We start from the raw sequence: 22,005 nt of genomic DNA on the forward strand, positions 1-22,005 counted from the left end.
TCATCGTGACCCTCAACCTATTATCTTGCGCGCAAACTATTAACGCGCTAATTTAGTTGTGTACCCGGACAAACGCGCCCTTCGGCGCCACCCCTATCAAGCAGAACGAGGTGTCACCATGCAAACGCTCTACACCGCAACCGTAACCGCTACCGGTGGCCGCGACGGCCGTGCTGTATCCAGCGACAACATCCTGGACGTCAAACTGGCCACCCCCAAGGCCCTGGGCGGCGCCGGCGGTGAGGCCACCAACCCGGAACAACTGTTCGCCGCCGGCTATTCGGCCTGCTTCATCGGCGCCCTGAAATTCGTCGCAGGCCAGTCCAAGCGCGCCCTGCCGGCTGACACCCAAATCACTGCCGAAGTCGGCATTGGCCAGATCCCCGGCGGCTTCGGCCTGGACATCGACCTGCGCATCAGCCTGCCGGGGCTGGAACAAGCCGACGCCCAGGCACTGGTGGACGCCGCCCACCTGGTGTGCCCGTACTCCAACGCCACGCGGGGCAACGTCGATGTGCGCCTGCACGTCAGCGTCTGACCAAACAGCGCCCACAAAAAAGGTTCTTCACGGATTCTCGGGAAAGTTTGTCGCACCACTGCAGATCCACAGTGAGCAAACAGAGCGGATCAGGTAATGTCCCAGGCATAACTGGCCGGAAACAGATGTGGGACCGGGCTTGCCCGGGAAGCGCCGCGCGGGCGGCGCTCGATCTTAACAGCGACACTACAACATCGCCTGGCACTTGGAGGCCCTGATGCAATCCCCAGCCAGGAGCTCCGATGAACATTTTTTCGGCCTGCCTTGCAATTGCATCAAGGCCACCAGATACATGTCTTGGTCTTTTCTGCGCCCCTGAAATCGAGCGCCGCCCGCGCGGCGCTTCCCGGGCAAGCCCGGTCCCACATCTGTTTCGGGCCAGTTATGCCTGTGAGATCACCTAGGCCGCCTTGTTTGTCCACTAAAGATCTTCGTAAGTACAAGCAACCTTCCCGGCATTCCGTGAAGAACCACAAAAAAGCCCGACTCAAGGTCGGGCTTTCGCGTCGCAAGGGCTGGGCCAGAATTACTTGGCGCGGCCTTTGTACGAACCGCCTTCGCGGGTATCGATCTCGATCATGTCGCCGATCTCGATGAAGTCGGCAACGCTCAGCTCGGTGCCGTTCTTCAGTTTGGCAGGCTTCATGACCTTGCCGGAAGTGTCGCCACGCGCCGAACCTTCGGTGTAGTCAACCTGACGCACGATAGTGGTCGGCAGCTCTACCGAAACCAGGCGGCCTTCGAAGAACACGGCTTCGCAGACGTCGGTCATGCCTTCTTCAACGAACGGCAGAACCGATTCGATGTCTTCGGCGTTCAGTTCGTACATGGTGTAGTCAGTGGTGTCCATGAACGTGTAGGAGTCACCGCTGATGAAGGACAGGGTGGCTTCCTTGCGATCCAGGATCACGTCGTCCAGCTTGTCGTCGGCACTGTAGACGGTTTCAGTCTTGTAGCCGGTCAGCAGGTTCTTCAGCTTGGTCTTCATGATCGCGCTGTTACGGCCCGACTTGGTGAATTCAGCTTTCTGAACCAGCCAAGGGTCGTTGTCGATACGGATCACGGTACCGGGTTTAAGCTCTTTACCAGTTTTCATTGCGGATATCCGAATTTGGATGGATTTACAAAAATCTAGGCCGCGTATCATATCCAATTTCGGTAAAAGTTCACCAGCGCCGATGCAAGATCAGGCTGAGCGGCTTGTTTTTCGCACCACTTCTGCGCATTCGCCTGCAGCTCATCCCAGTGCGCCAGCACCTGCCGCCACGGCTCGGCCATGCTCAACCCCTGGTTCCAGGCGCGCCACAACAACGTCAGCGCTTGCCCGGCGGACGGGCTGAGATTCTCGACGTAGAGCGCCAGGAAGGCTTCGAGCTTTTCCCAATGGGCGTACTCTTCCTGCTCGTAAATGTGCCATAGCAGCGGCCTGCCGGCCCACTGGGCGCGCACGAACGAGTCCTCCCCGCGCACCGCGTTGAAATCGCAGCACCACAACAGCCGGTCGTACTGGTCCTGGCGGACGAACGGCACGACCTGCAGGGTAACCCCGCCGCGCTGATGAACGGCACCAGGTGGCAAAGCGCCCACGCCCAGCCAGGCCTGCACATCCCCCAGGATCCGCCCCTGGGGCACCAGCACGCGGGTGGGCTGCGAATCGTCCGCCAGGGTATCGAGCCATTCGGCCAGGCTGGCGTTTTCATAGGCGAACAGCGAGATCAGACGCTCACCGGCCGCCGTGTCGACCCCCAGGCTGGCGAGAAACGCCTGGCGTGCCTGCGCGTCGCCTTCAAACGCCTGGCGTTGCGCCAACAACCCGGCCTCGCGCAACAGCCCGCCGGTCTTGGCCTCGAAGCCCGGGAAAAAGAAGTACTTCTGCAGCCGGTCAGGCTGGGGCGACGGCAAACCGTGGCAGCCCGACACCCAGGTCTCGGCGCTGAGGTATTCAAGGTTCACCCACAAGGCCGGCGTCGCGCGCGCCGCCATGGCGTGCCGATAGTCGGCGGGCAGCTTGCACCCAAAGGCTTCGACCACCACGTCAGCCGCCTCCACCGCCTGCCATTGCTGCGGCCACTGGCAGATTTCCACGCCTTCCTGCCATTGGCTGGCCAAGTGTGGGTCAACGCTGGGCCACAATCGCTCGAAGGCCTTGAGGTCATCTACCCACAGGCGCACGGCCAATCCGTGCTCGGCCACCAGTTGCCGCGCCAGGCGCCAGGTCACCCCGATATCGCCGTAGTTATCCACCACCACACAGAAAATGTCCCAGGAGGTTTTCACACCCGCTTTCATCCCGCCCTCCAGGCAAATCGGCCATTGTAGAGGCAAAGTCGCCGCCAGCGGCCACACTCATGCGACAATCATAGCCTTGCCCACCCCGCCAGGAGGCCGCCATGCCCTACCGCCCCAACCACCGTCAACTGCTGGTCACCCTCAACCCCGCGCAACTGGTGGGCTGCATTGCCCTGGGTATCTGGCTGGGCTTCCTGGCCATCGCCCTGACCACCTGGCTGGGCTACAAGCTGTTCCTCAATGCCCCCTTGCCCATTACTACCCCGGCGCCCCCGCCCCCGGCCATGAACGCCCCCGGGGGCGAGTCACCCATGTTCGAGCAGTACCAGAACAACCTGCGCCGCCAGGAACAGAGCCAGGGCGACGCGCAGAGCCACAACCAGGACCCCAAGTGCCAGTTCTGGCTGCAACAGGACCGCACCGCACCGACCGACAAGAGCCGTACCAATGTACTCAAGTTCTGCAACTGACATGGACAAGCATGCCCTGCGGCAACTGATCGTCGAGCGCCTGGCCGAAGATTTCGACGTACTGCAACGGGCTGCGCAAACCGCCTACGAAACGGCTACCCACGAAGAAAATGTGGCGGAAAACAAATACGACACCCTGGGGCTTGAAGCCTCTTACCTGGCGACCGGCCAGGCGCGGCGCATGGAAGAAATCCGCCAGGCAATGGGCCTGTACCAACAGCTGACCCTGCGCGACTACGACCCGGCGCGCGGCATTCAGGTGGGCGCGCTGGTGACGCTCGAAGCGCTGGACGGTGCCGTGCAGTGGTTGTTTCTGGGGCCGGAAGCGGCCGGGCTGAAAGTGCCGGTGGGCGAACGCCTGGTCACCGTGATTACCCCGCGCTCGCCACTGGGCCAGGGGCTGGTGGGCAAATTCGAGGACGACGAGGTGGCGATTGTCGTGGCGGGCATTCAGCAGACGTTCACCGTGACGGATGTGCGCTAGGCACCCAGCCGCCCACGGGCCCGCTGCCAGGCCGCGACGTGGTCTACAGTGAAAGCCTCACTTGGCCCCCGTGAAAACCTGGAGATCCCCATGTCGAACACCCAACCGTTCACCGGTAAAGTCGCCCTCGTCCAGGGCGGCTCGCGCGGCATCGGCGCCGCCATCGTCAAGCGCCTGGCGGCCGAAGGCGCCGCGGTGGCGTTCACCTACGTCAGCTCCCAGGCGCCGGCACAGGCCCTGGCGGACGGTATCACCGCCCTAGGCGGCAAGGCGCTGGCCATCAAGGCTGACAGCGCCGACGCCCAGGCCATCCAGGACGCCGTTACCCGTACCGTGGACACCCTCGGCCGCCTGGACATCCTGGTCAACAATGCCGGCGTGCTGGCCCTTGGCCCGTTGGACGAATTCAGCCTGGAAGATTTCGACCGCACCTACGCCATCAACGTGCGCAGCGTGTTCATCGCCAGCCAGGCGGCTGCCCGGCACATGACCGAGGGCGGGCGCATCATCAATATTGGCAGCACCAATGCCGACCGCATGCCCTTCGCGGGCGGCGGCGCCTATGCCATGAGCAAGTCGGCGCTGGTGGGCCTGGTCAAGGGCCTGGCCCGCGACCTGGGGCCGCGCGGCATCACCATCAACAACGTGCAACCGGGCCCGGTGGACACCGACATGAACCCCGCCAACAGCGAGTTCGCCGACAGCCTGATGGGCCTGATGGCGATCAACCGCTACGGTCACGTGGACGAAATCGCCGGCTTCGTCAGCTACCTGGCCAGTGACGAAGCGGGCTATATCACCGGCGCCAGCCTCACCATCGATGGTGGTTTTGGCGCCTGACCGGCGAGCGCCTGTTCCAGCATCGCCACGAAGGCCGCAGCCGCAGGGCTGGGCGTGTGCGACCACACGGCATAGACGCGCCGCGACGGCGCGTCGCTGATCGGCAGCGCCGCCACGCCCGCAAAGCCCTGGGCCACCCCGGCCGGCACCAGCCCCACGGCCAGGCCATGCTGCACGAACTGCTCCACCAGGCGCATGTCGGTGATCTCGAACTGCACCTGGTGGGCCACCTGGGCGGCGGCGAATGCCTCATCGGTCTGGCGGCGGGCGCCCGTGCCCGCGGCAAAGTCCACCAAGGGCTGGTCGGCCAATTGCGCCAGCGCCAAGTGGGGCAAGCGTGCCAGCGGGTGGTCCGGGTGCACCACCGCCATCAATTCCTCGTCGCCCAAGGCCCGCGTGGCCACGCCCTGCACCGCGGCGCCAGGCCATACGCCAATCAGCGCGACATCCATGCGCCGGGCGCGCACCTCGTCCACCATCCATTCGCTGCGCCCCACATTGAGGTGGATATGCACATCGGGGTACTGCTGGTGAAACGTCGCGATCAGCGCCACCACATCCAGACCGGTCAGCGACGAAATCATCCCCAGGCTCAGCCGCCCGCGCACCTGCCCACAGGCCGCAGCCACCTCGTCGCCAATGCGCCGCGTCGCTTCCATGGCCGCCCGCGCACTGTGAACGAACGCCTCCCCCGCCGGGGTCAGCGCCACACGCCGGGAAGTGCGCTCGAACAACTGCGCGCCCAGTTGCCGCTCAAGCCGGGCGATCTGGTGGCTCAGGGCCGACTGCACGGTGTGGCAGCGCTCCGCCGCACGCGTAAAACTACCCTCTTCGGCCACGGCCAGGGCGTATTCGATCTGCTTGAGGTTCATCACGACTATCTCGTTCTACGATCGTTTCGATGACAACAATACATTTGTGTCATGGATCCACACTACCGATACTCGCCCCATCTTCCACTGCCTTGGAATACCCCCATGCCCGCCTCCCGTGAAACCCCATTGAGCAGCGCCCTCATCTTGCTGATGGCCATCGCCACCGGCCTTACAGTAGCGAGCAACTATTACGCCCAGCCACTGCTGCACACCATCGCCCAGCACCTTGGGCTGAGTACGGCGACGGCCGGCACCATCGTCATCACCGCGCAACTGAGCTATGGCGCCGGGCTGTTCCTGCTGGTGCCGCTGGGCGACCTGCTGGAACAGCGCAAGCTGATCGTCGGCATGACCCTGCTCAGCGCCGTCGGCCTGCTGATCAGCGCCTTCGCCCCCAGCCTGCCGGTGTTGCTGCTGGGCACGGCCATGACCGGGCTATTCTCGGTGGTCGCCCAGGTGCTGGTCCCCATGGCCGCCAGCCTGGCTAACCCGGAGCGCCGCGGGCGCGTGGTCGGCACATTGATGAGCGGTTTGCTGCTGGGCATCCTGCTGGCTCGTACCGTGGCGGGGCTGGTGTCGTCGTTGGCGGACTGGCGCGCCATCTACCTGTTGGCCGCCACGCTGCTCACGGTATGCGCCATCGCCCTGGGCTGCTCGTTGCCGCGCCGCCAACAGTCCGCCGGGCTCACCTACCCGCAACTCCTCGGCTCAGTGCTGGCGCTGTTCGTCGAAGAGCCCGTGCTGCGCTTGCGCGCGATCCTCGGTTTGCTGTCGTTCTGCCTGTTCGGCCTGTTCTGGACGCCCCTGGCCTTCCTGCTGGCCGCACCACCCTACGGTTATTCCGACGCAGTGATCGGCCTGTTCGGCCTGGCGGGTGCGGCCGGCGCCCTGGCCGCCAATGCCGCCGGCCGCCTGGCCGACCGTGGCAAGGGCCACCTGGCCACCCTGGGCGGACTCGTCGCGCAGTTGGCCGCCTGGCTCATACTCGCCTTTGCAGACCACTCGCTCGCGGCGCTGCTGGTAGGCGTGCTGGTGCTCGACCTGGCGGTGCAGTTGTTGCACGTCAGCAACCAGAACGCGGTTTACGCCCTGCGCCCGGAAGCCCGCAACCGCCTCAACGCGGGTTACATCACCTGCTATTTCATCGGCGGCGCCCTGGGCTCGACCCTCGGTGCGCAACTGTATGAGCGGCTGGGGTGGATGGGCATCGTCGGCGCTGGCGTGGTCATCAGCCTGGTGGCCATGGGCATCTGGCTCACCCGTGAAACAGCTGGCAACGTGCGACCGCACACTTCGTCGCCCGACATTGACTTGCCCCAGCGTTAAGCTATTCCGAAGGGTTGAATATCAATGCATTCAACCTGGAAATCCCTCATGAAGCTCACAATAAAAGCTGGAGATTTCTTGCAGTGCGAAGGCGAATACAGCAATGGATCGCTCACGCTCAAAACGGCCACCCACCCCTCCCCTGGCGAACGCATTCCCGTCAGCCGCATCAAGAACATCACGGTCGCCAACCATGAGATCAACCGCAGCCTCGGCGGCGCGCTGGGCTGGGGCATGGCCGGCGCCCTGGTGCTGGGGCCGGTCGGCCTGGTGGCGGGGTTGTGGCTGGGGGGCAAGGAAGAGCAGGTGACGTTCATCGCGACCCTGAAGGACGGGCGCAAGCTGACGGCGGTGGCTGATAGCCGTACGTTTTCCAAGCTTAATGGGACGTTGAATGAGCGGCGGGTTTCCTGATGTATTCCCTGGAGGCGGGACGGAGGTATACCAGGCGATGCGTCCAACTGGGAGGCTGCTTGGGAGGTACCTTGACCAATGGCGCCTCGGGTAGCCCGCTTCAATGGAGGCTTGTGTCCAAAGCCGCCCGTAACGACAGGCTCCCATCTGCCAACTGCAGAATACCATCGCTCCCCCACAGATATCCCGGCCAGCAAAATGTAACCCGACATCCATTTGTTTCGTCGGATAGCCAAATGCGCCCTGCTCACCCCCTACGGGACGCAGCGAGGCGATAAAGGACTGTCGTAAATCAAGGAGCAACATATGGGTATTCTCACCGGCAAGCGCGTTTTAATCGTTGGCGTGGCCAGCAAATTGTCCATCGCGTCGGGCATCGCCGCCGCAATGCATCGCGAAGGAGCTGAACTGGCTTTCACTTACCAGAATGAAAAGCTCAAGGCGCGCGTGGAAGAGTTTGCCAGCGAATGGGGCTCCAACGCCTCGCTGTGTTTCCCCTGCGACGTGGCCAGTGACGTGGATATCGCGGATGTATTCAACAAGCTTGGGCAGCAGTGGGACGGCCTGGACTGCATCGTGCATTCTGTTGGCTTCGCGCCCGGCGACCAACTGGAAGGTGACTTTACCCAAGCCACGACTCGCGACGGGTTCCGCATAGCCCACGACATTAGCGCCTATAGCTTCATCGCCCTGGCCAAGGCCGGACGCGCCATGATGGAAGGCCGCAACGGCAGCCTGTTGACCCTGTCCTACCTCGGCGCAGAGCGCACCATGCCCAACTACAACGTCATGGGCATGGCAAAGGCCAGCCTGGAGGCCGGTGTCCGCTACCTGGCCGCCAGCCTTGGCCCCCAAGGCACCCGCGTGAACGCCGTATCGGCCGGCCCGATACGCACCCTCGCCGCTTCCGGCATCAAGAACTTCCGCAAGATGCTGGCCGCCAACGAAGCCCGGACGCCGCTGCGTCGCAACGTGACCATCGAGGAAGTGGGTAACGCCGGTGCGTTCCTGTGTTCGGACCTGGCGTCGGGTATCAGCGGCGAGATTCTATATGTGGATGGTGGTTTCAATACCACGGCCATGGGTGATCTGGGCGAGTAACGGGTTAGCCGAATATAGGTGCAGGTAAGGATGCCCTAGGTCCGTCCCCCGTGCAGCGCAAGACCTGATCAAGGCCAAGCACTCTATCCGTCCGGAGTAGCACCCTTGCTTGGCATGGTGGACATGGATGTAGCCGACCTTCGGGTCGGCAAACATCCGCGCAATGATTGCCTCAATCTCTGTGCGGGCTACCACTTCGGCATCAATCCTCATTGCGCCCTGCGCATAAGCTCACAGCGACAACCTTCGAATCCGCATCGACTCAGGGATTTGGTCTACCACGTCATAAGCCTGCATGCGCCTTCCCGAACGAAGATCGTGTGTGACGTTCGTTAGCGCGTCTTTGCCAGGTGGCAGACGGTTAAGCAACAGCACCCTTTTGCCTATGTCGGCGTCTGTCAATTCGATACGGTCAGGGAAACCGGGGTGGTTATCGACTTGGTAGCGAATAACCCCCAGCGCGGCCAAGTCATGCTGCGGTAGGTCGAACAATTCCTAAAAGGGTTGGGGGGAAAGGCCGGTTATACGGAAGGTCATGTGCGTCTCCTATTGGTTGCCAACCAATCGAAACGCAACGGATGCTAATTGCACTATCCGTTTGTTGCTCAGTTACTTCGCGGCCGCCCGTTTGGGGGCGGCACGACAGACCGGCGACGGGGCTGATTGGCGCGGCGATCTGCTGATTTTTGGCTGTGTGCTGAGCTGGGTAGCCTATAGCCTGTTCGGCAAGTCGGTGGTCAAGGAGATCGGCGCGCTTCATACGGTGACCTACTCGATCTGGGCCGGCGCGGCGATGCTGACCATCACCGCCATTGCCAAGGGGCAGTTCAGCCTGGACCTAGTGAGGGCGCTGCCTGCCAACGAGCTGTTGAGCCTGACCTACCTCGGGGCCGTTGGCTCGGCGCTGGCGTACATCTGGTTCTACAACGGCATCCAGGTCATCGGCGCTAACCGCGCGGGGGTGTTCATTGCGCTAAATCCGTTGACCGCGGTGCTGCTGGGGTGGGGGCTGCTCGATGAGCACATCAGCGTTTATACCGCGATGGGAGGGGCGTTGGTGATCGGCGGTATTGTGGTGTGTAACAAACCGGTTTCTTCAACGGAGACAACCTGGTTCCGGTCTGGCTTTTTTGTCCGGCATTGAAGCGCAACGCTGCAAGGGCGATTGCCAAAATATTGGATGCTTCACGCTTGTTGCGGTCCATCAGCTCGGGACGGCCAACCCAGAACGCGGCGAAAGGCGCTTAGGTGTCCATTGCCGGCTTCTGTGATTACTGGCGGGACGATTTCGTTTACTCATTCGTCGTTTGCTTTACTCAATCAGTACTTGAATGCGGGCCAATACATCGTCCATCACCACCTCAGGGACCGCCTCTACGCGCTTGCCCCCACGGGCCTCAAGGTCAACAGTGCGGAGTTGATTGCACAACACCACGCCCTGCGACTCGGTGCCGGAACCGCTCAGCGGGACGGCAAAACCGGCATAGCGGGCAAAATCCCCGCCTTGAGTGATGGGTGCAATCAGAACCAAGCCCGAGACGTTGAAAGCCGCAGGCGAAATGATCAGCGCCGGACGAAAATCGCCTTGCTGCTCACGGCCAGCGGTGGGATTCAGGTTCAGGCGCACAATATCACCACGGTTGAATGTGGCCCGCTTCACGCTTCACGCCCAACCGCTGACATGGCATTCCACGCTGCCATGTCGGCAGGCGCCGCCGCGCTCAGATCGCACTGCGCCATCAGCTCGGCCAGCGAATAATGCGGCTTGGCCTTCACAGGTTTGAGGGTCATAACCTCGGCAGACACATCGAGTTTCAGCACATCGCCACTGGCCAGATTCATCAGCTTCAGCACTGTTGCTGGCAGGCGAATCGCCGCGCTATTACCCCATTGCTGCACTTTGACTTCCATCACACCCCCCCTATAATGTTTACACATTGTAGATACCAAGCACGGCACCAGCAAGCGTTTTGTATAAACATAGTATCTACAATGCCCGCTGAAAAGCGCGTCGTATAGTGGCTTGATCCGCTGTCAGATACGGCTTCAAATGGTCAAGATCGGAATGCCCAAGAATCATTTGAACCGTCTCAACGTCACGAGTGGCGGCCAGCACCTTTGCTGCAGGTGAGCGTCTGCCACTGAGCGACGATCCCTGCTTGATACCGGCCTGCCGGTAAAGCCTCCCCCACGTATGGGCCGTGATATTTTTCAGAAACGCAAAAACGAAAAAGCCCTGAATAATCAGGGCTCTTTCGTTCAAATGTGGCGGTGAAGAAGGGATTCGAACCCTTGATACAGTTTCCTGTATACACACTTTCCAGGCGTGCTCCTTCAGCCACTCGGACACTTCACCGTTTCTCTTCAAACATGTTCTGTCTGTCGAGGCGCGCTAATGTAGTCGAAAGCTTTTCCGATGGCAAACATTTTTTTCAGATTTTTCATGCGGTTATGCCCTTTCGGGTAAAAACGCCTGTATTCACGGCAAACCGGCCACCGCGGCGCTGTGCACGCGCAGGCACGGGGCCCAGGCCGTGGCGCGTGACCGGGCAGTCAGTCACGGCGCTTTACCTGGGCGGGCGGGCTGAGTAACGTCTGCGGCAAAACCTAATAAAGGAATACCCGTCATGAGCGAGTTGATCGACTACCAACTGGACGATGGCGTCGCCACGCTGACCTTGAGCAACGGCAAGGTCAATGCGATTTCCCCCGACGTGATCGCTGCGTTCAACGCGGCGCTGGATCGCGCCGAGCAGGACCGCGCGGTGGTGATCATCACCGGGCAGCCCGGCATCCTGTCCGGGGGCTATGACCTCAAGGTCATGACCGCGGGCCCGCAACAGGCCATCGGCCTGGTTACCGCTGGCTCTACCCTCGCCCGCCGGTTGTTGTCGCACCCCTTCCCCGTGGTTGTCGCCTGCCCGGGCCATGCGGTGGCCAAGGGCGCCTTCCTGTTGTTGTCGGTGGACTATCGCATTGGCGTCGAGGGGCCGTTCAGCATTGGCCTGAACGAAGTGCAGATCGGCATGACCATGCACCACGCGGGTATCGAGCTGGCGCGCGACCGGCTGGGCAAGGCGGCGTTCCACCGCTCGGTGATCAATGGTGAAATGTTCAACCCGCGCAGCGCGGTGGAGGCCGGCTTCCTGGACGTGGTGGTGGGCGCCGAGCAACTGCGCGACACCGCCCTGGCCGCGGCGCAGCAATTGAAGAAGATCAACATGAGTGCCCACCGCAAGACCAAGCTCAAGGTGCGCAAGGCGCTGCTGGACCTGCTGGACGACGCGATCATTCGTGACCAGGAGCATCCGCTCTGACACGGCCTCAAGCTCCCACGCCGGCACCCGCGGCTGTGTAGATGTGGTCCATTTAGTTAATTGATCCAATCCCGCACGTGACCTTACACTCCAGCGCTCTGCCAAAGGTGAGTCGCTGGATGCTTTTTATCGTTCGCATGTTTCTGATGGGGCTGCATTTTCTTGCCGTGGGCGGCGTGGGCTTGCTGATTGGCCTGTGCCGCCCCTTCCACCCCGACAACAGCCGGGTGTTCGCCCGCCTCTATTCACGCCCTGCCATCAGGATTCTGGGGCTGACGCTGGACGCTCAGGTGCGCCCTTTGTTCGAACAGCCGCCCGGCTGCGTGATCATCGCCAACCACCAATCCAACTATGACCTGTTCGTGCTGGGCCAGGTAGTGCCGCGCCGCACGGTGTGCATCGGCAAGAAAAGCCTCAAGTGGGTGCCCTTCTTCGGCCAGCTGTTCTGGTTGGGTGGCAACGTGCTGATCAACCGCGGCAACGCCTACCAGGCGCGCCGCGCCTTGCAGACCACCACTCGCACCTTGAAGCGCGATACGTCCATCTGGGTGTTTCCGGAGGGCACGCGCAACCAGGGCAGCGAATTGCTGGCCTTCAAGAAAGGTGCCTTTCAAATGGCCATCGATGCCGGGGTGCCTATTGTGCCGCTCTGTGTCAGCCGCTATGCCCGCAGCGTGCGCTGGAACCGCTGGCGTGCCGGGCGCGTGGCGGTGCGCTCGCTGCCGGCCATCCCCACGCAGGGGCTGACGAGCAAGGACATCCCGGCGCTGATGCAACAGTGCCGCGAACAGATGCAAGCGTGCATCGACGAACTGGAACGACAGCTGCAGCACGCTTGAACCCTGCGCGGCTTGCCGACTCTGAACACAGAGACCAAGCTGCATTGACTGCCACCAGTACAAGAAGCCAAGCCATGGGTAGAGTGGTTGCCGCGGCGGTATACAGCGCCGGAAAGAAAGTCGTGGACATCAGCCTGGACGATGGCGCGGCCTGGGCCAAGAGACCCGGGCACTTCGTCTGGATCGGCCTGGAGCAACCCAACGCCGCCGAACTGGCCACCCTGCAACGCCAGTTCGGGCTGCATGAACTGGCGATCGAAGACGCGCTGGAAAAGCACAGCCGCCCCAAGCTGGAAACCTTCGGTGACGCGCTGTTCATCGTCACCTATTCGCCGGTACGGCTGGACGGCAAGCTGGAGTTCATTGAAACCCACATCTTCGCTGGCAAAGGCTATGTCATCACCGCCCGCAACGGCCATTCGGCGTCGTATTCCCTGGTGCGCCAGCGTTGCGAAGCCCGGCCGTTGCTGCTGGAGCACGGTGAGGATTTCGTGCTGTACGCTTTGCTGGACTTCGTCACGGAAAACTACCAGCCGGTCAGCGAGGCCATTCATGCCGAGATCGAGCAGATAGAAGCCAATGTACTGGCCGACTGCCTGCGCGAGGCCGATGTGCAGCGCTTGCACAGCCTGCGCCGGGAACTGCTGCGGCTGCGCCGTTATGTGGCGCCCATGGTGGAGATCAGCGAGGAGTTGCAGCGCCTGTCCTTCCCCTTCATCGACAAGAACATGCGCCCGTATTTCCGCGACGTGGAGATCCATGTCACCCGGCAGATGGAAGACCTGGGCACCATGCGTGACATCGCCAGCCAGACCATCGAGGTGGGCATGCTGCTGGAGTCTTCACGCCAGAGCATCGTGCAGCGCAAATTCGCGGCCTGGGCGGCGATCCTGGCGTTTCCCACGGCGGTGGCCGGCATCTACGGCATGAACTTCCAGAACATGCCGGAGCTGCACTGGCAGTACGGGTATTTCGCGGTGCTGGGGGGCATTGCGGTGGGGTGCACCGCGCTGTACATCAGCTTCAGGCGTTCGGGCTGGCTTTAGTAACGGGAGCTGGCTGGCCAGCTCCTGCCGGTTACTGCTGCGCCACGAAGCGCAACATCCACTCACCGACCACGGTGCCCTGGTGCTCGCGCGCCAGGCTGGCCACTGCGGCGCTGTGCACGGCCTGGCCCAGGCTCTGCACGCGCAGGTCGAGCAACGCGCGGGAGTAGTCGTGCTGGAATTCCGGGTGGCCCTGGAAGCACAACACCTGGTTGCCGATGTGGTACGCCGCGTTCGGGCAGAATGCGCTGGAGGCGACCACAGTGGCCCCTTCAGGCAGCGCGGTCACTTGGTCCTGGTGGCTGATCAGCAACGCCAGCTCGCTGGCCGGTGGGTTCATCCATTCGGCCTGGGTGTCGACCTTGTAGTCATGCACGCCCACGCCCCAGCCCTGGCTGGCACGCTCGGCACGCCCGCCCAGCAGCAAGGCCAGCAACTGGTGGCCGAAGCATACGCCCAGCAGCTTGTCGCCCCGCTTGTAACGCTCCAGCAGGTACGTCTTGAGGGTTTGAATCCAAGGGTCGGTACCGAACGAGTCGGCCTTGCTGCCCGTGACCAGGTAGGCGTCGAACACCTCGTCGTCAGCCGGGTAATCACCGTTCAACACGTTATGAATGACGAATTGCGCCGCGATGGGCTGGCGCGCGAACAACTGCTCGAACATCCGGCCGTAGCCCTGGTATTGGTCGACCAGCTCCGGCCGCAGGACATCGGTTTCCAGGATGCAGATACGTAACGACATAGAAAAAGTACCCGACACAGTAAGAGGCAACAGTGCACGGCGCTGAGACTGCGCGAAACCGGGGCCGCTGGCAAGCCCAGCGGAGCATGAACCATCCTGCCCTACCGTTCGGCGGCGCCTGACGAGTGGTCATTCCGGGTTCACGTACGATAACCGGCAACCGGCCTCTCTAGCATGGGAATCACTGGGTCGTTCCCCTGAACAATAGACAATTTGGCAATGGTGTCGCGATATGAACAGACGAAAGCGTTCTAAGGCACAGCCTGCGGGGGCCCTACTGTTACAAATATCGCCTTGGGTGGCTCGACGTGGCGGCAGTTCAGGTCGAGCAGGCGATCGCGACATCAGGTGCACGTCTTCGCCTGGCCAACAAGGCCCGCAGTCGGCGCAAAGGAAGAATAACAAGAAGGCAGCCAACCATGCTCAAACACGACAAAGTACGTCAGGCCGGCATTATCGTCGTCATTACCACGCTGTTGCTGATTCTCCCCAACCTCTCTCGGCTGTTCGGGTGACCCACAGTCAGGCTACCGGATAAAAATTGCCGCCCTCGCTTTCGAGGGCTGTGCATCTGTGCCAATCTTCCAGCCTGAACCCTTGGAGATTGGCCCATGCGCAGATGGATTGCCCCCCTCGTATTACTGATGAGCGCCCACGCCAACGCCTACGTCGACATCGACGAAGCGGTGGACCAGATAGGCAATGGCGTGGTCATTCTCGATGTGCGCAACAATGACCAGTTTGCCGCCGGCCATATCAACAATGCGCTGCAGGTGGACATCGCGCTTCGCCCTCTGTCTTCCAGCGACACCGATGCGCGCGGGCTGGCGTACCAGCTGGCCAAGGTGATCCAGAACAAGAGTCAGGTGGTGGTGATGTACAGCGACACCGATGCGAACGCCAACAAGGCCGAAGCGGCATTGAAGAAGGCTGGCTTCCTGAGCATCGTCAACGGTGGCAATTACATGGACTTGAACTCGGCGCTGTTCCGGCTGTGCCAGAAGGACAACTTCTACTGCTGAGCTGCGGTGCCTGCCGGCACTGGCTGGCTCGCGAGCTTTAGCATCTGCAAAGCTCGCTGGCTGGCCAGCACCTGCCCGTCATTGAACCTGGATCTGCACCTGGGTGGTCGGCGTCACCACCACCTTGGCGTGCATCTGTTCGAAGCCACCGCCACGGCGCATGCCGCGTACCGGGCAGGCATCCAGGTAGTCCAGCCCCACCGCCAATTTCAGGTGCCGCTCCGGCTTGGCCAGTTCGTTGGTCACATCGAAACTGTACCAGGCATCGTCCAGCCAGGCTTCCGCCCAGGCATGGCTGGCCAGGTGCTCGCTGTCGCCGCTGAACAGGTAACCTGACACGTAGCGCGCCGGCACCCCCAGGCTGCGGGCGCAGGCCAGGAATGCATGGGTGTGATCCTGGCAGACGCCGGCACGGGCCGCGAACGCCTGGGCCGCGCTGGTGCCCACCTCGGTCGCGCCGGGGGTGTAGGTCATGTGCTGGTTCAAGGCGTGCATCAGGTCGATCAGCGCGCTACGGTCGCTGCGCTGCTTGCATTGCTGGTCGGCGAAGGCCCGCAGTGCCTCGTCGGCCTCGGTAAGGCGGGTGAAGCGACGAAACGGCAGCGGCGACTGCGCTTCATGCTCGGCCTCGCGCGTTTCGTCGATGTCCACCTGGCCACGGGCACCGATGATGATGTCGTGGTGCGGCTCGTCCAGGGTCAATACATGGAGGATATTGCCGAACGGGTCCAGCTGCGCGCGCACATGGCGCGGCAGGTCCAGTTGCCAGCTGAGCACGTGCTGGCGCTCGCTGTCGTGCGGGGTCAGGCGCAGGTACTGGATGCTGGCGCGCACCTCGTCTTCGTAGTGGTACGCAGTCTCGTGGCTTATGGAGAGTCTCATACAGCCTCCAGGTAGGAACTGTGAATGGCGTTGCCCAATTCGGCGACCTTGGGGATGAATTCGGTGAGCCAGGCGTGCAGGCCTTCGTCGAGAATCTCGCCGATGCCGGTGTAGCGCAGGCGCGCGTCCAGCTCGGCGGCCAGGCGTTGGGCCGGGCGACCGTTGAGGCCCGGCAGCGAGGCCAGGATCTGGTCGATTTCCTCGGTGCACGCACGCAGCGAGCGCGGCACGTCGGCACGCAACAGCAACAGCTCAGCCACGTTGTGGGCCGATGGCGCGTCGCGGTAGATCTCGGTGTAGGCCTCGAACGACGACAGGGCACGCAACAGGGCGCTCCACTGGTAGTAGCTGCGCGCCGAGCTCTCGTCCACCGACTCGGCTTCGTCACCCAGCATTTCGTAGCGGGCATCCACCAGCCGCAAGGTGTTGTCGGCGCGCTCGATGAAGGTACCCAGGCGAATGAAGCGAAACGCGTCGTTGCGCATGATGGTGCCGTAGCTGGCGCCGCGAAACAGGTGCGAACGCTCCTTGATCCATTCACAGAAGCGGCTTAGGCCATAACGCCCCAGGCCCTGCTCGGCGATGCCGCGGATTTCCAACCAGGTGGAGTTGATGTTTTCCCACATGTCGGCAGTGATGCGCCCACGTACGGCATGGGCACTGGCGCGGGCCGCGCCCAGGCAGCTGTAGATGCTGGCCGGGTTGCTGGCGTCCAGGGCGAAAAAGTGCAGCAGCCGTTCGGCGTGCAGCTTGCCATGGCGCTCCAGGTAGTCGTCCAGGGTGCCGGTGATCAGCAGCGGCATGGCCATTTCATCCAGGCCGTCACCGCGCCCGTCCTGTGGCATCAGCGACAGGGAATAGCTGACGTCGAGCATCCGTGCGAGGTTTTCGGCCCGCTCCAGGTAGCGCGACATCCAGTACAAGTCAGAGGCAGTTCTACTCAGCATTGGCAGGCATCCTTAATCCTCGACCACCCAGGTGTCCTTGGTTCCGCCACCCTGGGACGAGTTGACCACCAGCGAGCCCTCGCGCAGCGCCACGCGGGTCAGGCCGCCGGGCACCACACGGGTTTCGCGGCCGGCCAGGACGAACGGGCGCAGGTCGATATGGCGCGGGGCAATGCCGTTTTCGACGAAGGTCGGGCAGGTCGACAGCGACAGCGTCGGTTGCGCGATGTAAGCATGGGGCCGGGCCTTGAGGCGGGCACGGAAGTTCTCGATCTCGGCGGCGCTGGCCGCCGGCCCCACGAGCATGCCGTAGCCGCCGGAACCCTGGGTTTCTTTGACCACCAGTTCGGGCAGGTGCGCCAGCACGTGGGACAGCTCTTCGGGTTTGCGGCACTGCCAAGTGGGCACGTTCTTGAGAATCGGCTCTTCATCCAGGTAGAAACGGATCATGTCGGTGACATAGGGGTACACCGACTTGTCGTCGGCCACCCCGGTGCCGATGGCGTTGGCCAGAATGACGTTGCCCGAGCGGTACGCAGCCAGCAGCCCCGGCACGCCCAGCATCGATTCCGGGTTGAAGGCCAAGGGGTCCAGGTAGGCATCGTCCAGGCGCCGGTAGATCACATCCACGGCCTTGGGGCCATCGGTGGTGCGCATGTACACCCGGTCGTCACGCACGAACAGGTCGGCGCCTTCCACCAGTTCCACGCCCATCTCCCGCGCCAGGAACGCATGCTCGAAGAACGCACTGTTGAAGCGCCCGGGGGTCAGCACCACCACGCTGGGGTTGTCGATGGGGCTGGAGCTTTTCAGGGTGTCGAGCAACAGGCTGGGGTAGTGGTCGATAGGGGCGATGCGCTGGGCGGCGAACAGCTCGGGGAACAGGCGCATCATCATCTTGCGGTCTTCGAGCATGTAGCTCACGCCGCTGGGGGTGCGCAAATTGTCTTCCAGGACGTAGTAGCTGCCGTCGCCGTCGCGCACCAGGTCTACCCCGGAAATGTGCGAGTAGATATCGCGGTGCAGGTTCAGCCCCTGCATCGCCAGCTGGTACTGCTCGTTGGCCAGCACCTGTTCGGCGGGGATGATCCCGGCCTTGATGATGCGCTGGTCGTGATACAGGTCGGCCAGGAACATGTTCAGCGCCTTCACGCGCTGGATACAGCCACGCTCCACCACCCGCCACTCGCTGGCCGGGATGCTGCGCGGAATGGTATCGAAAGGAATCAGCCGCTCGGTGCCCTGCTCATCGCCATAGAGCGTGAAGGTGATACCGGCGCGGTGGAACAGCAGATCGGCTTCCCGGCGCCGCTGGGCCAGGAGTTCTTCGGGGGTGTCGGCCAACCAGCGGGCGAACTCCCGGTAATGCGGGCGGACAACGCCGCCGGCATCGTACATCTCATCATAAAAGGTGCGGATCATGCCGTACTCCTTGTCACCCGGACACCAAGGCCATCGCAAGGCCCGTGCCAGCGGCATAAACGCTTATAAAACAATCGGTTGGCTAAAACCGCGGCGAACGACGCACCATTCCTGTGCGTGTTCCACCACAACCGGCTTGTGGACGCTTCATTGCGAAGCGTCCTAAGGATAGCCGCAAGCCCCACGTTGTCAGCGTGAGGCTCGAACCTTTCACCTGATTTTATGCTTGAAGCCGTTGGACCTGATGCTTGACGCCCCACCCTTCGATCTCACCGCCCAGCGGTTCGATGACGGCCTCGAAGTCTTGCTCGAACTCGCCGATGCCGCCATAGGTGGCGTACATCACCTTGCTGAGTTCCAGGTACCAGGCGCCGTCGTCCCGTTCACTGACCTGCGCATTGAGTGATTCACCCTGAAACTTTCCCGCCGCCGTACGCGCACGTTTCTCGTCCGGGAACACGGCATAAAACTCGATGGGGTGGATGCTGGCGAAATCGAATCCGCCTTCTTTCATGCGGCGCAGCACATGGGTGCTGATGTCTTCTTGATAGGCTGTGCTCATGGATCGTCCTCCTCATCATTGATGGATAGACTTTCAGTACTTCCAGGACCTCCGTTGACAGATGACTGCAAAGGGAATACGCGACCCGCTCGGGTCACCCGGAAACAAGCATGAAGCTGACAAGACAAGGTCACGACCAACGGTATTGGCCGCCCTCGGTTGCAGAGTAGCGCGAAGGCAGCGCCTGTGCCAGAGGGTCAGGCGCACGGGATGAGGATCAGTCGACTGGTGTCACGGAAACGATTTCCATGGCATTCATCTCCTTGAGCGCTTTCGCCGCCGGTTCCGGGGCGCGGTTGTCGAAGTCGTTCAGGTCGGCCTTCGCCAGCACGGGCCGGTAGTAGGCACGTACATGCCGGGCCGCTTCATCCTTGTCGGGACGCTGATCAGCATCGATTTGCAGGTTCAGTTGCTGACCATGCTCATCGATAAAAGCGATTTGCCACTTTTTCATCAGGATCTCCTCGGCAGACTGAGGCAACCGCCTCACTTAACTTGACCGGGGGACGGGAGCATCGTTCCAAGGGAGTGCCAAATGGCAGCGCAGGCCCTGAAACGACAGCGGGGGCTGGCTTGCCAGTGAGCTTTCAGCACGAAAAGCTCGCTGGCAAGCCAGCCCCCACCGGGGCCAGCATTGAATCACGACACGTTATTTCTTCGAGTCGGCAACTCCCGCGGTGTTGTCCAGCAGGCTCTTGGTGGCCGTCTGGATGAACGAGTCGAGCTTGTGCAGCAGGTCGGCCTGGTCAGGCTGATCGGCGATAGGCTCGGCTTTCGGGTCGCTGCCCAACTGGAAGCGGAACATGCGCGGCGGCATGTCCTTGGGCTGCACCAGGATCCGGTCGCCGGTGATGATGGCCACGGTCTGCTCGTTGCCCGACGGCTTGATCACGCCGAAGCCCTTGTCGCCTTCAGGCAGGTTCAGCAGGTCACGGCCCCAGCACTGGTTGCGGGTTTCGCCACCGAGACGGCCCATGATGGTCGGCACGATGTCGATCTGGGTACCCACGGTGTGGTTCACCGCACCGAATTTTTCCTGCAGGCCTTCACCGATCATCAGCATGGGCACGTTGAAGCGGCCTAGGTCCATTTCGGTGATCTGCTGCTCGTTGCCGAAACCATGGTCGCCGACGACGATGAACAGCGTGTCCTTGAAGTACGGCTCTTTCTTGGCCTTCTCGAAGAACTGGCCCAGGGCCCAGTCCGAGTAGCGCATGGCCGTCAGGTGCTGGTTCAGCGGGCCACGATCAGTGACCTGGGGCACCGGCAGCGGCGACGGGATGGCATACGGGGTGTGGTTGGACAGGGTTTGCAGCAAGGCATAGAACGGCTTGCCGGCCTTGTCACGCTTGGCCAGTTCCTCGGCGCCACGGTCGAACATATCCTGGTCGGACACGCCCCAGGTAGGGTCGGAGAACACCGGGTTGACGAAGTCATTGCGGCCGATGAAGGTGGTCATGCCCTGGTTGGCGAAGAAGCCCGACTGGTTGTCCCAGGCGAAATCACCGTTGTACACGTACACGTCATCGTAGTTGCGCGCACTGAGCAGCTCCGGCAGGCCCGACAGCTTGTGGGCGCCTTCGGGGGTCTGCATCAGGTATTCGAAGCCCGGCAGGTTGGGGAAGCAGCCCATGGTGGCGAACATGCCCTGGTGGGTATGGGTGCCGTTGGAGAAGAAGTGGTCGAACAGCACGCCCTGCTTGGCCAACTGGTCGAAATACGGGGTGATGTTGCCCGGTGCGCCCAAGGCACCCACCGAGTGACCGGCGAAGCTTTCCATCAGGATCACCACGACGTTCTTGTAGCCCAGCACGTTCTGCGCCGGTGGCGTGAAGTCACGGCGCACGGCGGCAGTGTCAGCGTCCACCAGCTTGTCGTTGGTGGTCAGCAGCATGTTGCGCACGGTCTGCTGGGCATCATCCTCGGGGATGGTGGCTTTCCAGATGTTGTCGCGCTCGTCGGAGAAGCTGCTCTTGGCGGCGCCGATCAGGCTCAGGGTACCGTTGAGGCCCAGCTGGTTGGCGAAGTTCGAATCAGTGGTGTAGGCATCGCCCCAGCGCAGCGGCGGGCCCTGGCGCAGGGTGCCGCGGGCGGCGACCACGGCCACGGCCAGCAGCACCACGAACATGGCCACGCGGCCATACCACGGCGCCACCGGGCGGCGGCCACTGGCGACGTAGTCGGTACGCGGGCGGGTCATGCGGTCGATGCCCTTGAACACCAGGCTCAGCAGCCAGGTGACAATCGCCCAGGCCACCAGGTAACGCACCACGGGGTAGCCGTACCAGAGCATGCTCAGCACGGTCTTGGGGTCTTCCTTCACGTACTGGAACACCAGGCCGTTGAGGCGCTGGTGGAATTCACGGAAGAAATCCAGTTCCATCAGGCCCAGGAACATCATGATGCTGGAGGTGATGGTCAGCCAGAAGCGCCACAGGCCGCGGCGCGCCATCAGCCAGGGCACCAGGGTGGCGATCACCAGCGGAATGAGCGTGTAGACCACCAGGCGCACATCGAAGCGCAGGCCATTGCCGAATGCTTCGACAAAGGTGGAGGCCGGGGTGTCGAGGATCATTTCACGGTTGTAGATCAGCAATGCCAGGCGCAGCAGGCTGAGCAGCACCATGATGGCAAGGCCGCTGAGCAAGGTGTAGGCAAGGTGGGATTTGACGGTCGGCTGCCGGCGTTTATACGCCTGCGCCGGTTCCAAGGCGTCCGTGATGGCCATGTCGATTGAAGATCCGTGGATGGGTTTATTGGAATCGTGAAACACGAGGCGGCAAATGGTGCATCAAGATGGCAAGTGATGCACTGCAATTTTTAGACAGCGTCGCCCGCTTCCCGGGCTTCGCCCGGCCCAAAGGGTGGCTCGCATAACCCTGTGGGACC

25 protein-coding genes and 1 tRNA gene are annotated in these 22,005 nt (G+C 62.3%); 12 read left to right on the forward strand and 14 right to left on the reverse strand.

The genetic code is table 11. The annotated features are described in order from the left end of the window. Positions 1-118: 118 nt before the first annotated feature. Positions 119-538, forward strand: coding sequence for an organic hydroperoxide resistance protein (locus tag HWQ56_RS21010; RefSeq protein WP_176571694.1), 420 nt, complete (start codon positions 119-121; stop codon positions 536-538). A 526-nt stretch (positions 539-1,064) separates the two neighbouring features. Here HWQ56_RS21010 and HWQ56_RS21015 read toward each other — a convergent pair. Together HWQ56_RS21015 and earP are read right to left on the reverse strand one after the other, a co-directional pair. Continuing rightward, the gene (locus tag HWQ56_RS21015) at positions 1,065-1,634 is read right to left on the reverse strand and encodes an elongation factor P (protein WP_027977430.1); all 570 of its coding nucleotides are present in this window, start codon (positions 1,632-1,634) and stop codon (positions 1,065-1,067) included. A gap of 47 nt (positions 1,635-1,681) precedes the next feature. Next, positions 1,682-2,815, reverse strand: coding sequence for an elongation factor P maturation arginine rhamnosyltransferase EarP (earP, locus tag HWQ56_RS21020; RefSeq protein ID WP_176572458.1), 1,134 nt, complete (start codon positions 2,813-2,815; stop codon positions 1,682-1,684). Positions 2,816-2,928: 113 nt separating this feature from the next. On the opposite strand from earP, the gene HWQ56_RS21025 reads away from it, so the two are divergent. From HWQ56_RS21025 to HWQ56_RS21035, 3 genes are all read left to right on the forward strand, one after another. Then, on the forward strand, positions 2,929-3,297 hold the full coding sequence (locus tag HWQ56_RS21025; protein WP_176571695.1) for a hypothetical protein: 369 nt from the start codon (positions 2,929-2,931) through the stop codon (positions 3,295-3,297). 1 nt (position 3,298) lies between these two features. Further along, complete coding sequence (locus HWQ56_RS21030; protein WP_176571696.1) at positions 3,299-3,781, forward strand: GreA/GreB family elongation factor; 483 nt, start codon at positions 3,299-3,301, stop codon at positions 3,779-3,781. A gap of 90 nt (positions 3,782-3,871) precedes the next feature. Beyond that, positions 3,872-4,621, forward strand: coding sequence for a 3-oxoacyl-ACP reductase family protein (locus HWQ56_RS21035; RefSeq protein WP_176571697.1), 750 nt, complete (start codon positions 3,872-3,874; stop codon positions 4,619-4,621). On the opposite strand, the gene HWQ56_RS21040 is transcribed toward HWQ56_RS21035, so the two are convergent. Beyond that, complete coding sequence (locus tag HWQ56_RS21040) at positions 4,573-5,493, reverse strand: LysR family transcriptional regulator (RefSeq protein ID WP_158159205.1); 921 nt, start codon at positions 5,491-5,493, stop codon at positions 4,573-4,575. The genes HWQ56_RS21035 and HWQ56_RS21040 overlap by 49 nt on opposite strands. Before the next feature lie 105 nt (positions 5,494-5,598). Here HWQ56_RS21040 and HWQ56_RS21045 point away from each other — a divergent pair, with 105 nt between their 5' ends. From HWQ56_RS21045 to fabI, 3 genes are all read left to right on the forward strand, one after another. Beyond that, entirely contained in the window at positions 5,599-6,822 is a 1,224-nt protein-coding gene (locus tag HWQ56_RS21045) for an MFS transporter (protein ID WP_176571698.1), read from the forward strand. 48 nt (positions 6,823-6,870) lie between these two features. Beyond that, a complete protein-coding gene (locus tag HWQ56_RS21050) occupies positions 6,871-7,236 on the forward strand; it encodes a hypothetical protein (RefSeq protein ID WP_176571699.1) in 366 nt (121 codons plus the stop codon). Positions 7,237-7,542: 306 nt separating this feature from the next. Further along, positions 7,543-8,337, forward strand: coding sequence for an enoyl-ACP reductase FabI (gene fabI / locus HWQ56_RS21055; RefSeq protein ID WP_176571700.1), 795 nt, complete (start codon positions 7,543-7,545; stop codon positions 8,335-8,337). Here fabI and HWQ56_RS29150 read toward each other — a convergent pair. After that, positions 8,284-8,550: a DUF1203 domain-containing protein gene (locus HWQ56_RS29150; RefSeq protein WP_245217794.1), complete on the reverse strand. Its 267-nt coding sequence runs from the start codon at positions 8,548-8,550 to the stop codon at positions 8,284-8,286. The two genes, fabI and HWQ56_RS29150, sit on opposite strands and share 54 nt — an antisense overlap. Positions 8,551-8,872: 322 nt before the next feature. Between HWQ56_RS29150 and HWQ56_RS21065 the strand changes: the two genes are divergently transcribed. Continuing rightward, the gene (locus tag HWQ56_RS21065; RefSeq protein WP_176571701.1) at positions 8,873-9,481 is read left to right on the forward strand and encodes a DMT family transporter; all 609 of its coding nucleotides are present in this window, start codon (positions 8,873-8,875) and stop codon (positions 9,479-9,481) included. Between the two features lie 168 nt (positions 9,482-9,649). Here HWQ56_RS21065 and HWQ56_RS21070 read toward each other — a convergent pair whose 3' ends face one another. The 3 genes from HWQ56_RS21070 to HWQ56_RS21080 form a co-directional block, all read right to left on the reverse strand. Next, positions 9,650-9,997 (reverse strand): type II toxin-antitoxin system ChpB family toxin, encoded by a 348-nt coding sequence (locus HWQ56_RS21070; protein ID WP_176571702.1) that lies wholly within the window; start codon positions 9,995-9,997, stop codon positions 9,650-9,652. Next, positions 9,994-10,248 (reverse strand): AbrB/MazE/SpoVT family DNA-binding domain-containing protein, encoded by a 255-nt coding sequence (locus HWQ56_RS21075; protein ID WP_176571703.1) that lies wholly within the window; start codon positions 10,246-10,248, stop codon positions 9,994-9,996. Before HWQ56_RS21075 ends, HWQ56_RS21070 begins: the two co-directional genes overlap by 4 nt. Before the next feature lie 355 nt (positions 10,249-10,603). After that, positions 10,604-10,693, reverse strand: a tRNA-Ser gene (locus HWQ56_RS21080). Positions 10,694-10,964: 271 nt separating this feature from the next. Here HWQ56_RS21080 and HWQ56_RS21085 point away from each other — a divergent pair. The 3 genes from HWQ56_RS21085 (at position 10,965) to HWQ56_RS21095 (ending at position 13,539) form a co-directional block, all read left to right on the forward strand. Further along, a complete protein-coding gene (locus HWQ56_RS21085) occupies positions 10,965-11,654 on the forward strand; it encodes a crotonase/enoyl-CoA hydratase family protein (protein WP_158156716.1) in 690 nt (229 codons plus the stop codon). 119 nt (positions 11,655-11,773) lie between these two features. Next, entirely contained in the window at positions 11,774-12,493 is a 720-nt protein-coding gene (locus HWQ56_RS21090) for a lysophospholipid acyltransferase family protein (RefSeq protein ID WP_158156718.1), read from the forward strand. Positions 12,494-12,567: 74 nt separating this feature from the next. After that, on the forward strand, positions 12,568-13,539 hold the full coding sequence (locus HWQ56_RS21095) for a magnesium and cobalt transport protein CorA (RefSeq protein ID WP_158156720.1): 972 nt from the start codon (positions 12,568-12,570) through the stop codon (positions 13,537-13,539). A gap of 31 nt (positions 13,540-13,570) precedes the next feature. Here HWQ56_RS21095 and HWQ56_RS21100 read toward each other — a convergent pair whose 3' ends face one another. Next, complete coding sequence (locus HWQ56_RS21100; protein WP_158156722.1) at positions 13,571-14,281, reverse strand: amidotransferase; 711 nt, start codon at positions 14,279-14,281, stop codon at positions 13,571-13,573. A 611-nt stretch (positions 14,282-14,892) separates the two neighbouring features. On the opposite strand from HWQ56_RS21100, the gene HWQ56_RS21105 reads away from it, so the two are divergent. Next, positions 14,893-15,303: a rhodanese-like domain-containing protein gene (locus tag HWQ56_RS21105; RefSeq protein WP_158156724.1), complete on the forward strand. Its 411-nt coding sequence runs from the start codon at positions 14,893-14,895 to the stop codon at positions 15,301-15,303. A gap of 78 nt (positions 15,304-15,381) precedes the next feature. Here the strand turns inward: HWQ56_RS21105 and HWQ56_RS21110 are convergent, their stop codons facing one another. From HWQ56_RS21110 to HWQ56_RS21135, 6 genes are all read right to left on the reverse strand, one after another. Continuing rightward, positions 15,382-16,185, reverse strand: coding sequence for a transglutaminase family protein (locus tag HWQ56_RS21110; RefSeq protein ID WP_158156726.1), 804 nt, complete (start codon positions 16,183-16,185; stop codon positions 15,382-15,384). Beyond that, positions 16,182-17,132, reverse strand: coding sequence for an alpha-E domain-containing protein (locus HWQ56_RS21115; RefSeq protein ID WP_158156728.1), 951 nt, complete (start codon positions 17,130-17,132; stop codon positions 16,182-16,184). The genes HWQ56_RS21110 and HWQ56_RS21115 overlap by 4 nt, the downstream gene beginning before the upstream one ends. 12 nt (positions 17,133-17,144) lie before the next feature. Beyond that, complete coding sequence (locus HWQ56_RS21120; protein ID WP_158156730.1) at positions 17,145-18,554, reverse strand: circularly permuted type 2 ATP-grasp protein; 1,410 nt, start codon at positions 18,552-18,554, stop codon at positions 17,145-17,147. Between the two features lie 220 nt (positions 18,555-18,774). Next, positions 18,775-19,116, reverse strand: coding sequence for a ribonuclease E inhibitor RraB (locus HWQ56_RS21125; protein WP_027977410.1), 342 nt, complete (start codon positions 19,114-19,116; stop codon positions 18,775-18,777). Between the two features lie 217 nt (positions 19,117-19,333). Then, the gene (locus HWQ56_RS21130; RefSeq protein WP_158156732.1) at positions 19,334-19,570 is read right to left on the reverse strand and encodes a hypothetical protein; all 237 of its coding nucleotides are present in this window, start codon (positions 19,568-19,570) and stop codon (positions 19,334-19,336) included. Positions 19,571-19,765: 195 nt separating this feature from the next. Beyond that, positions 19,766-21,844: an LTA synthase family protein gene (locus tag HWQ56_RS21135; RefSeq protein ID WP_176571704.1), complete on the reverse strand. Its 2,079-nt coding sequence runs from the start codon at positions 21,842-21,844 to the stop codon at positions 19,766-19,768. Positions 21,845-22,005: the final 161 nt, after the last annotated feature.

Source organism: Pseudomonas eucalypticola, assembly GCF_013374995.1.
In the GTDB taxonomy this organism is placed as follows: Bacteria; Pseudomonadota; Gammaproteobacteria; order Pseudomonadales; family Pseudomonadaceae; genus Aquipseudomonas; species Aquipseudomonas eucalypticola.

Bases quoted from the DNA above. Each gene is read 5' to 3' on its own strand.
- HWQ56_RS21010 (WP_176571694.1), top strand. From the start codon at position 119: ATGCAAACGCTCTACACCGCAACCGTAACCGCTACCGGTGGCCGCGAC.
- HWQ56_RS21015 (WP_027977430.1), bottom strand. From the start codon at position 1,634: ATGAAAACTGGTAAAGAGCTTAAACCCGGTACCGTGATCCGTATCGAC.
- HWQ56_RS21025 (WP_176571695.1), top strand. From the start codon at position 2,929: ATGCCCTACCGCCCCAACCACCGTCAACTGCTGGTCACCCTCAACCCC.
- HWQ56_RS21030 (WP_176571696.1), top strand. From the start codon at position 3,299: ATGGACAAGCATGCCCTGCGGCAACTGATCGTCGAGCGCCTGGCCGAA.
- HWQ56_RS21035 (WP_176571697.1), top strand. From the start codon at position 3,872: ATGTCGAACACCCAACCGTTCACCGGTAAAGTCGCCCTCGTCCAGGGC.
- HWQ56_RS21040 (WP_158159205.1), bottom strand. From the start codon at position 5,493: ATGAACCTCAAGCAGATCGAATACGCCCTGGCCGTGGCCGAAGAGGGT.
- HWQ56_RS21045 (WP_176571698.1), top strand. From the start codon at position 5,599: ATGCCCGCCTCCCGTGAAACCCCATTGAGCAGCGCCCTCATCTTGCTG.
- HWQ56_RS21050 (WP_176571699.1), top strand. From the start codon at position 6,871: ATGAAGCTCACAATAAAAGCTGGAGATTTCTTGCAGTGCGAAGGCGAA.
- fabI (WP_176571700.1), top strand. From the start codon at position 7,543: ATGGGTATTCTCACCGGCAAGCGCGTTTTAATCGTTGGCGTGGCCAGC.
- HWQ56_RS29150 (WP_245217794.1), bottom strand. From the start codon at position 8,550: ATGAGGATTGATGCCGAAGTGGTAGCCCGCACAGAGATTGAGGCAATC.
- HWQ56_RS21065 (WP_176571701.1), top strand. From the start codon at position 8,873: ATGTGCGTCTCCTATTGGTTGCCAACCAATCGAAACGCAACGGATGCT.
- HWQ56_RS21075 (WP_176571703.1), bottom strand. From the start codon at position 10,248: ATGGAAGTCAAAGTGCAGCAATGGGGTAATAGCGCGGCGATTCGCCTG.
- HWQ56_RS21085 (WP_158156716.1), top strand. From the start codon at position 10,965: ATGAGCGAGTTGATCGACTACCAACTGGACGATGGCGTCGCCACGCTG.
- HWQ56_RS21090 (WP_158156718.1), top strand. From the start codon at position 11,774: ATGCTTTTTATCGTTCGCATGTTTCTGATGGGGCTGCATTTTCTTGCC.
- HWQ56_RS21095 (WP_158156720.1), top strand. From the start codon at position 12,568: ATGGGTAGAGTGGTTGCCGCGGCGGTATACAGCGCCGGAAAGAAAGTC.
- HWQ56_RS21100 (WP_158156722.1), bottom strand. From the start codon at position 14,281: ATGTCGTTACGTATCTGCATCCTGGAAACCGATGTCCTGCGGCCGGAG.
- HWQ56_RS21105 (WP_158156724.1), top strand. From the start codon at position 14,893: ATGCGCAGATGGATTGCCCCCCTCGTATTACTGATGAGCGCCCACGCC.
- HWQ56_RS21110 (WP_158156726.1), bottom strand. From the start codon at position 16,185: ATGAGACTCTCCATAAGCCACGAGACTGCGTACCACTACGAAGACGAG.
- HWQ56_RS21115 (WP_158156728.1), bottom strand. From the start codon at position 17,132: ATGCTGAGTAGAACTGCCTCTGACTTGTACTGGATGTCGCGCTACCTG.
- HWQ56_RS21120 (WP_158156730.1), bottom strand. From the start codon at position 18,554: ATGATCCGCACCTTTTATGATGAGATGTACGATGCCGGCGGCGTTGTC.
- HWQ56_RS21125 (WP_027977410.1), bottom strand. From the start codon at position 19,116: ATGAGCACAGCCTATCAAGAAGACATCAGCACCCATGTGCTGCGCCGC.
- HWQ56_RS21130 (WP_158156732.1), bottom strand. From the start codon at position 19,570: ATGAAAAAGTGGCAAATCGCTTTTATCGATGAGCATGGTCAGCAACTG.
- HWQ56_RS21135 (WP_176571704.1), bottom strand. From the start codon at position 21,844: ATGGCCATCACGGACGCCTTGGAACCGGCGCAGGCGTATAAACGCCGG.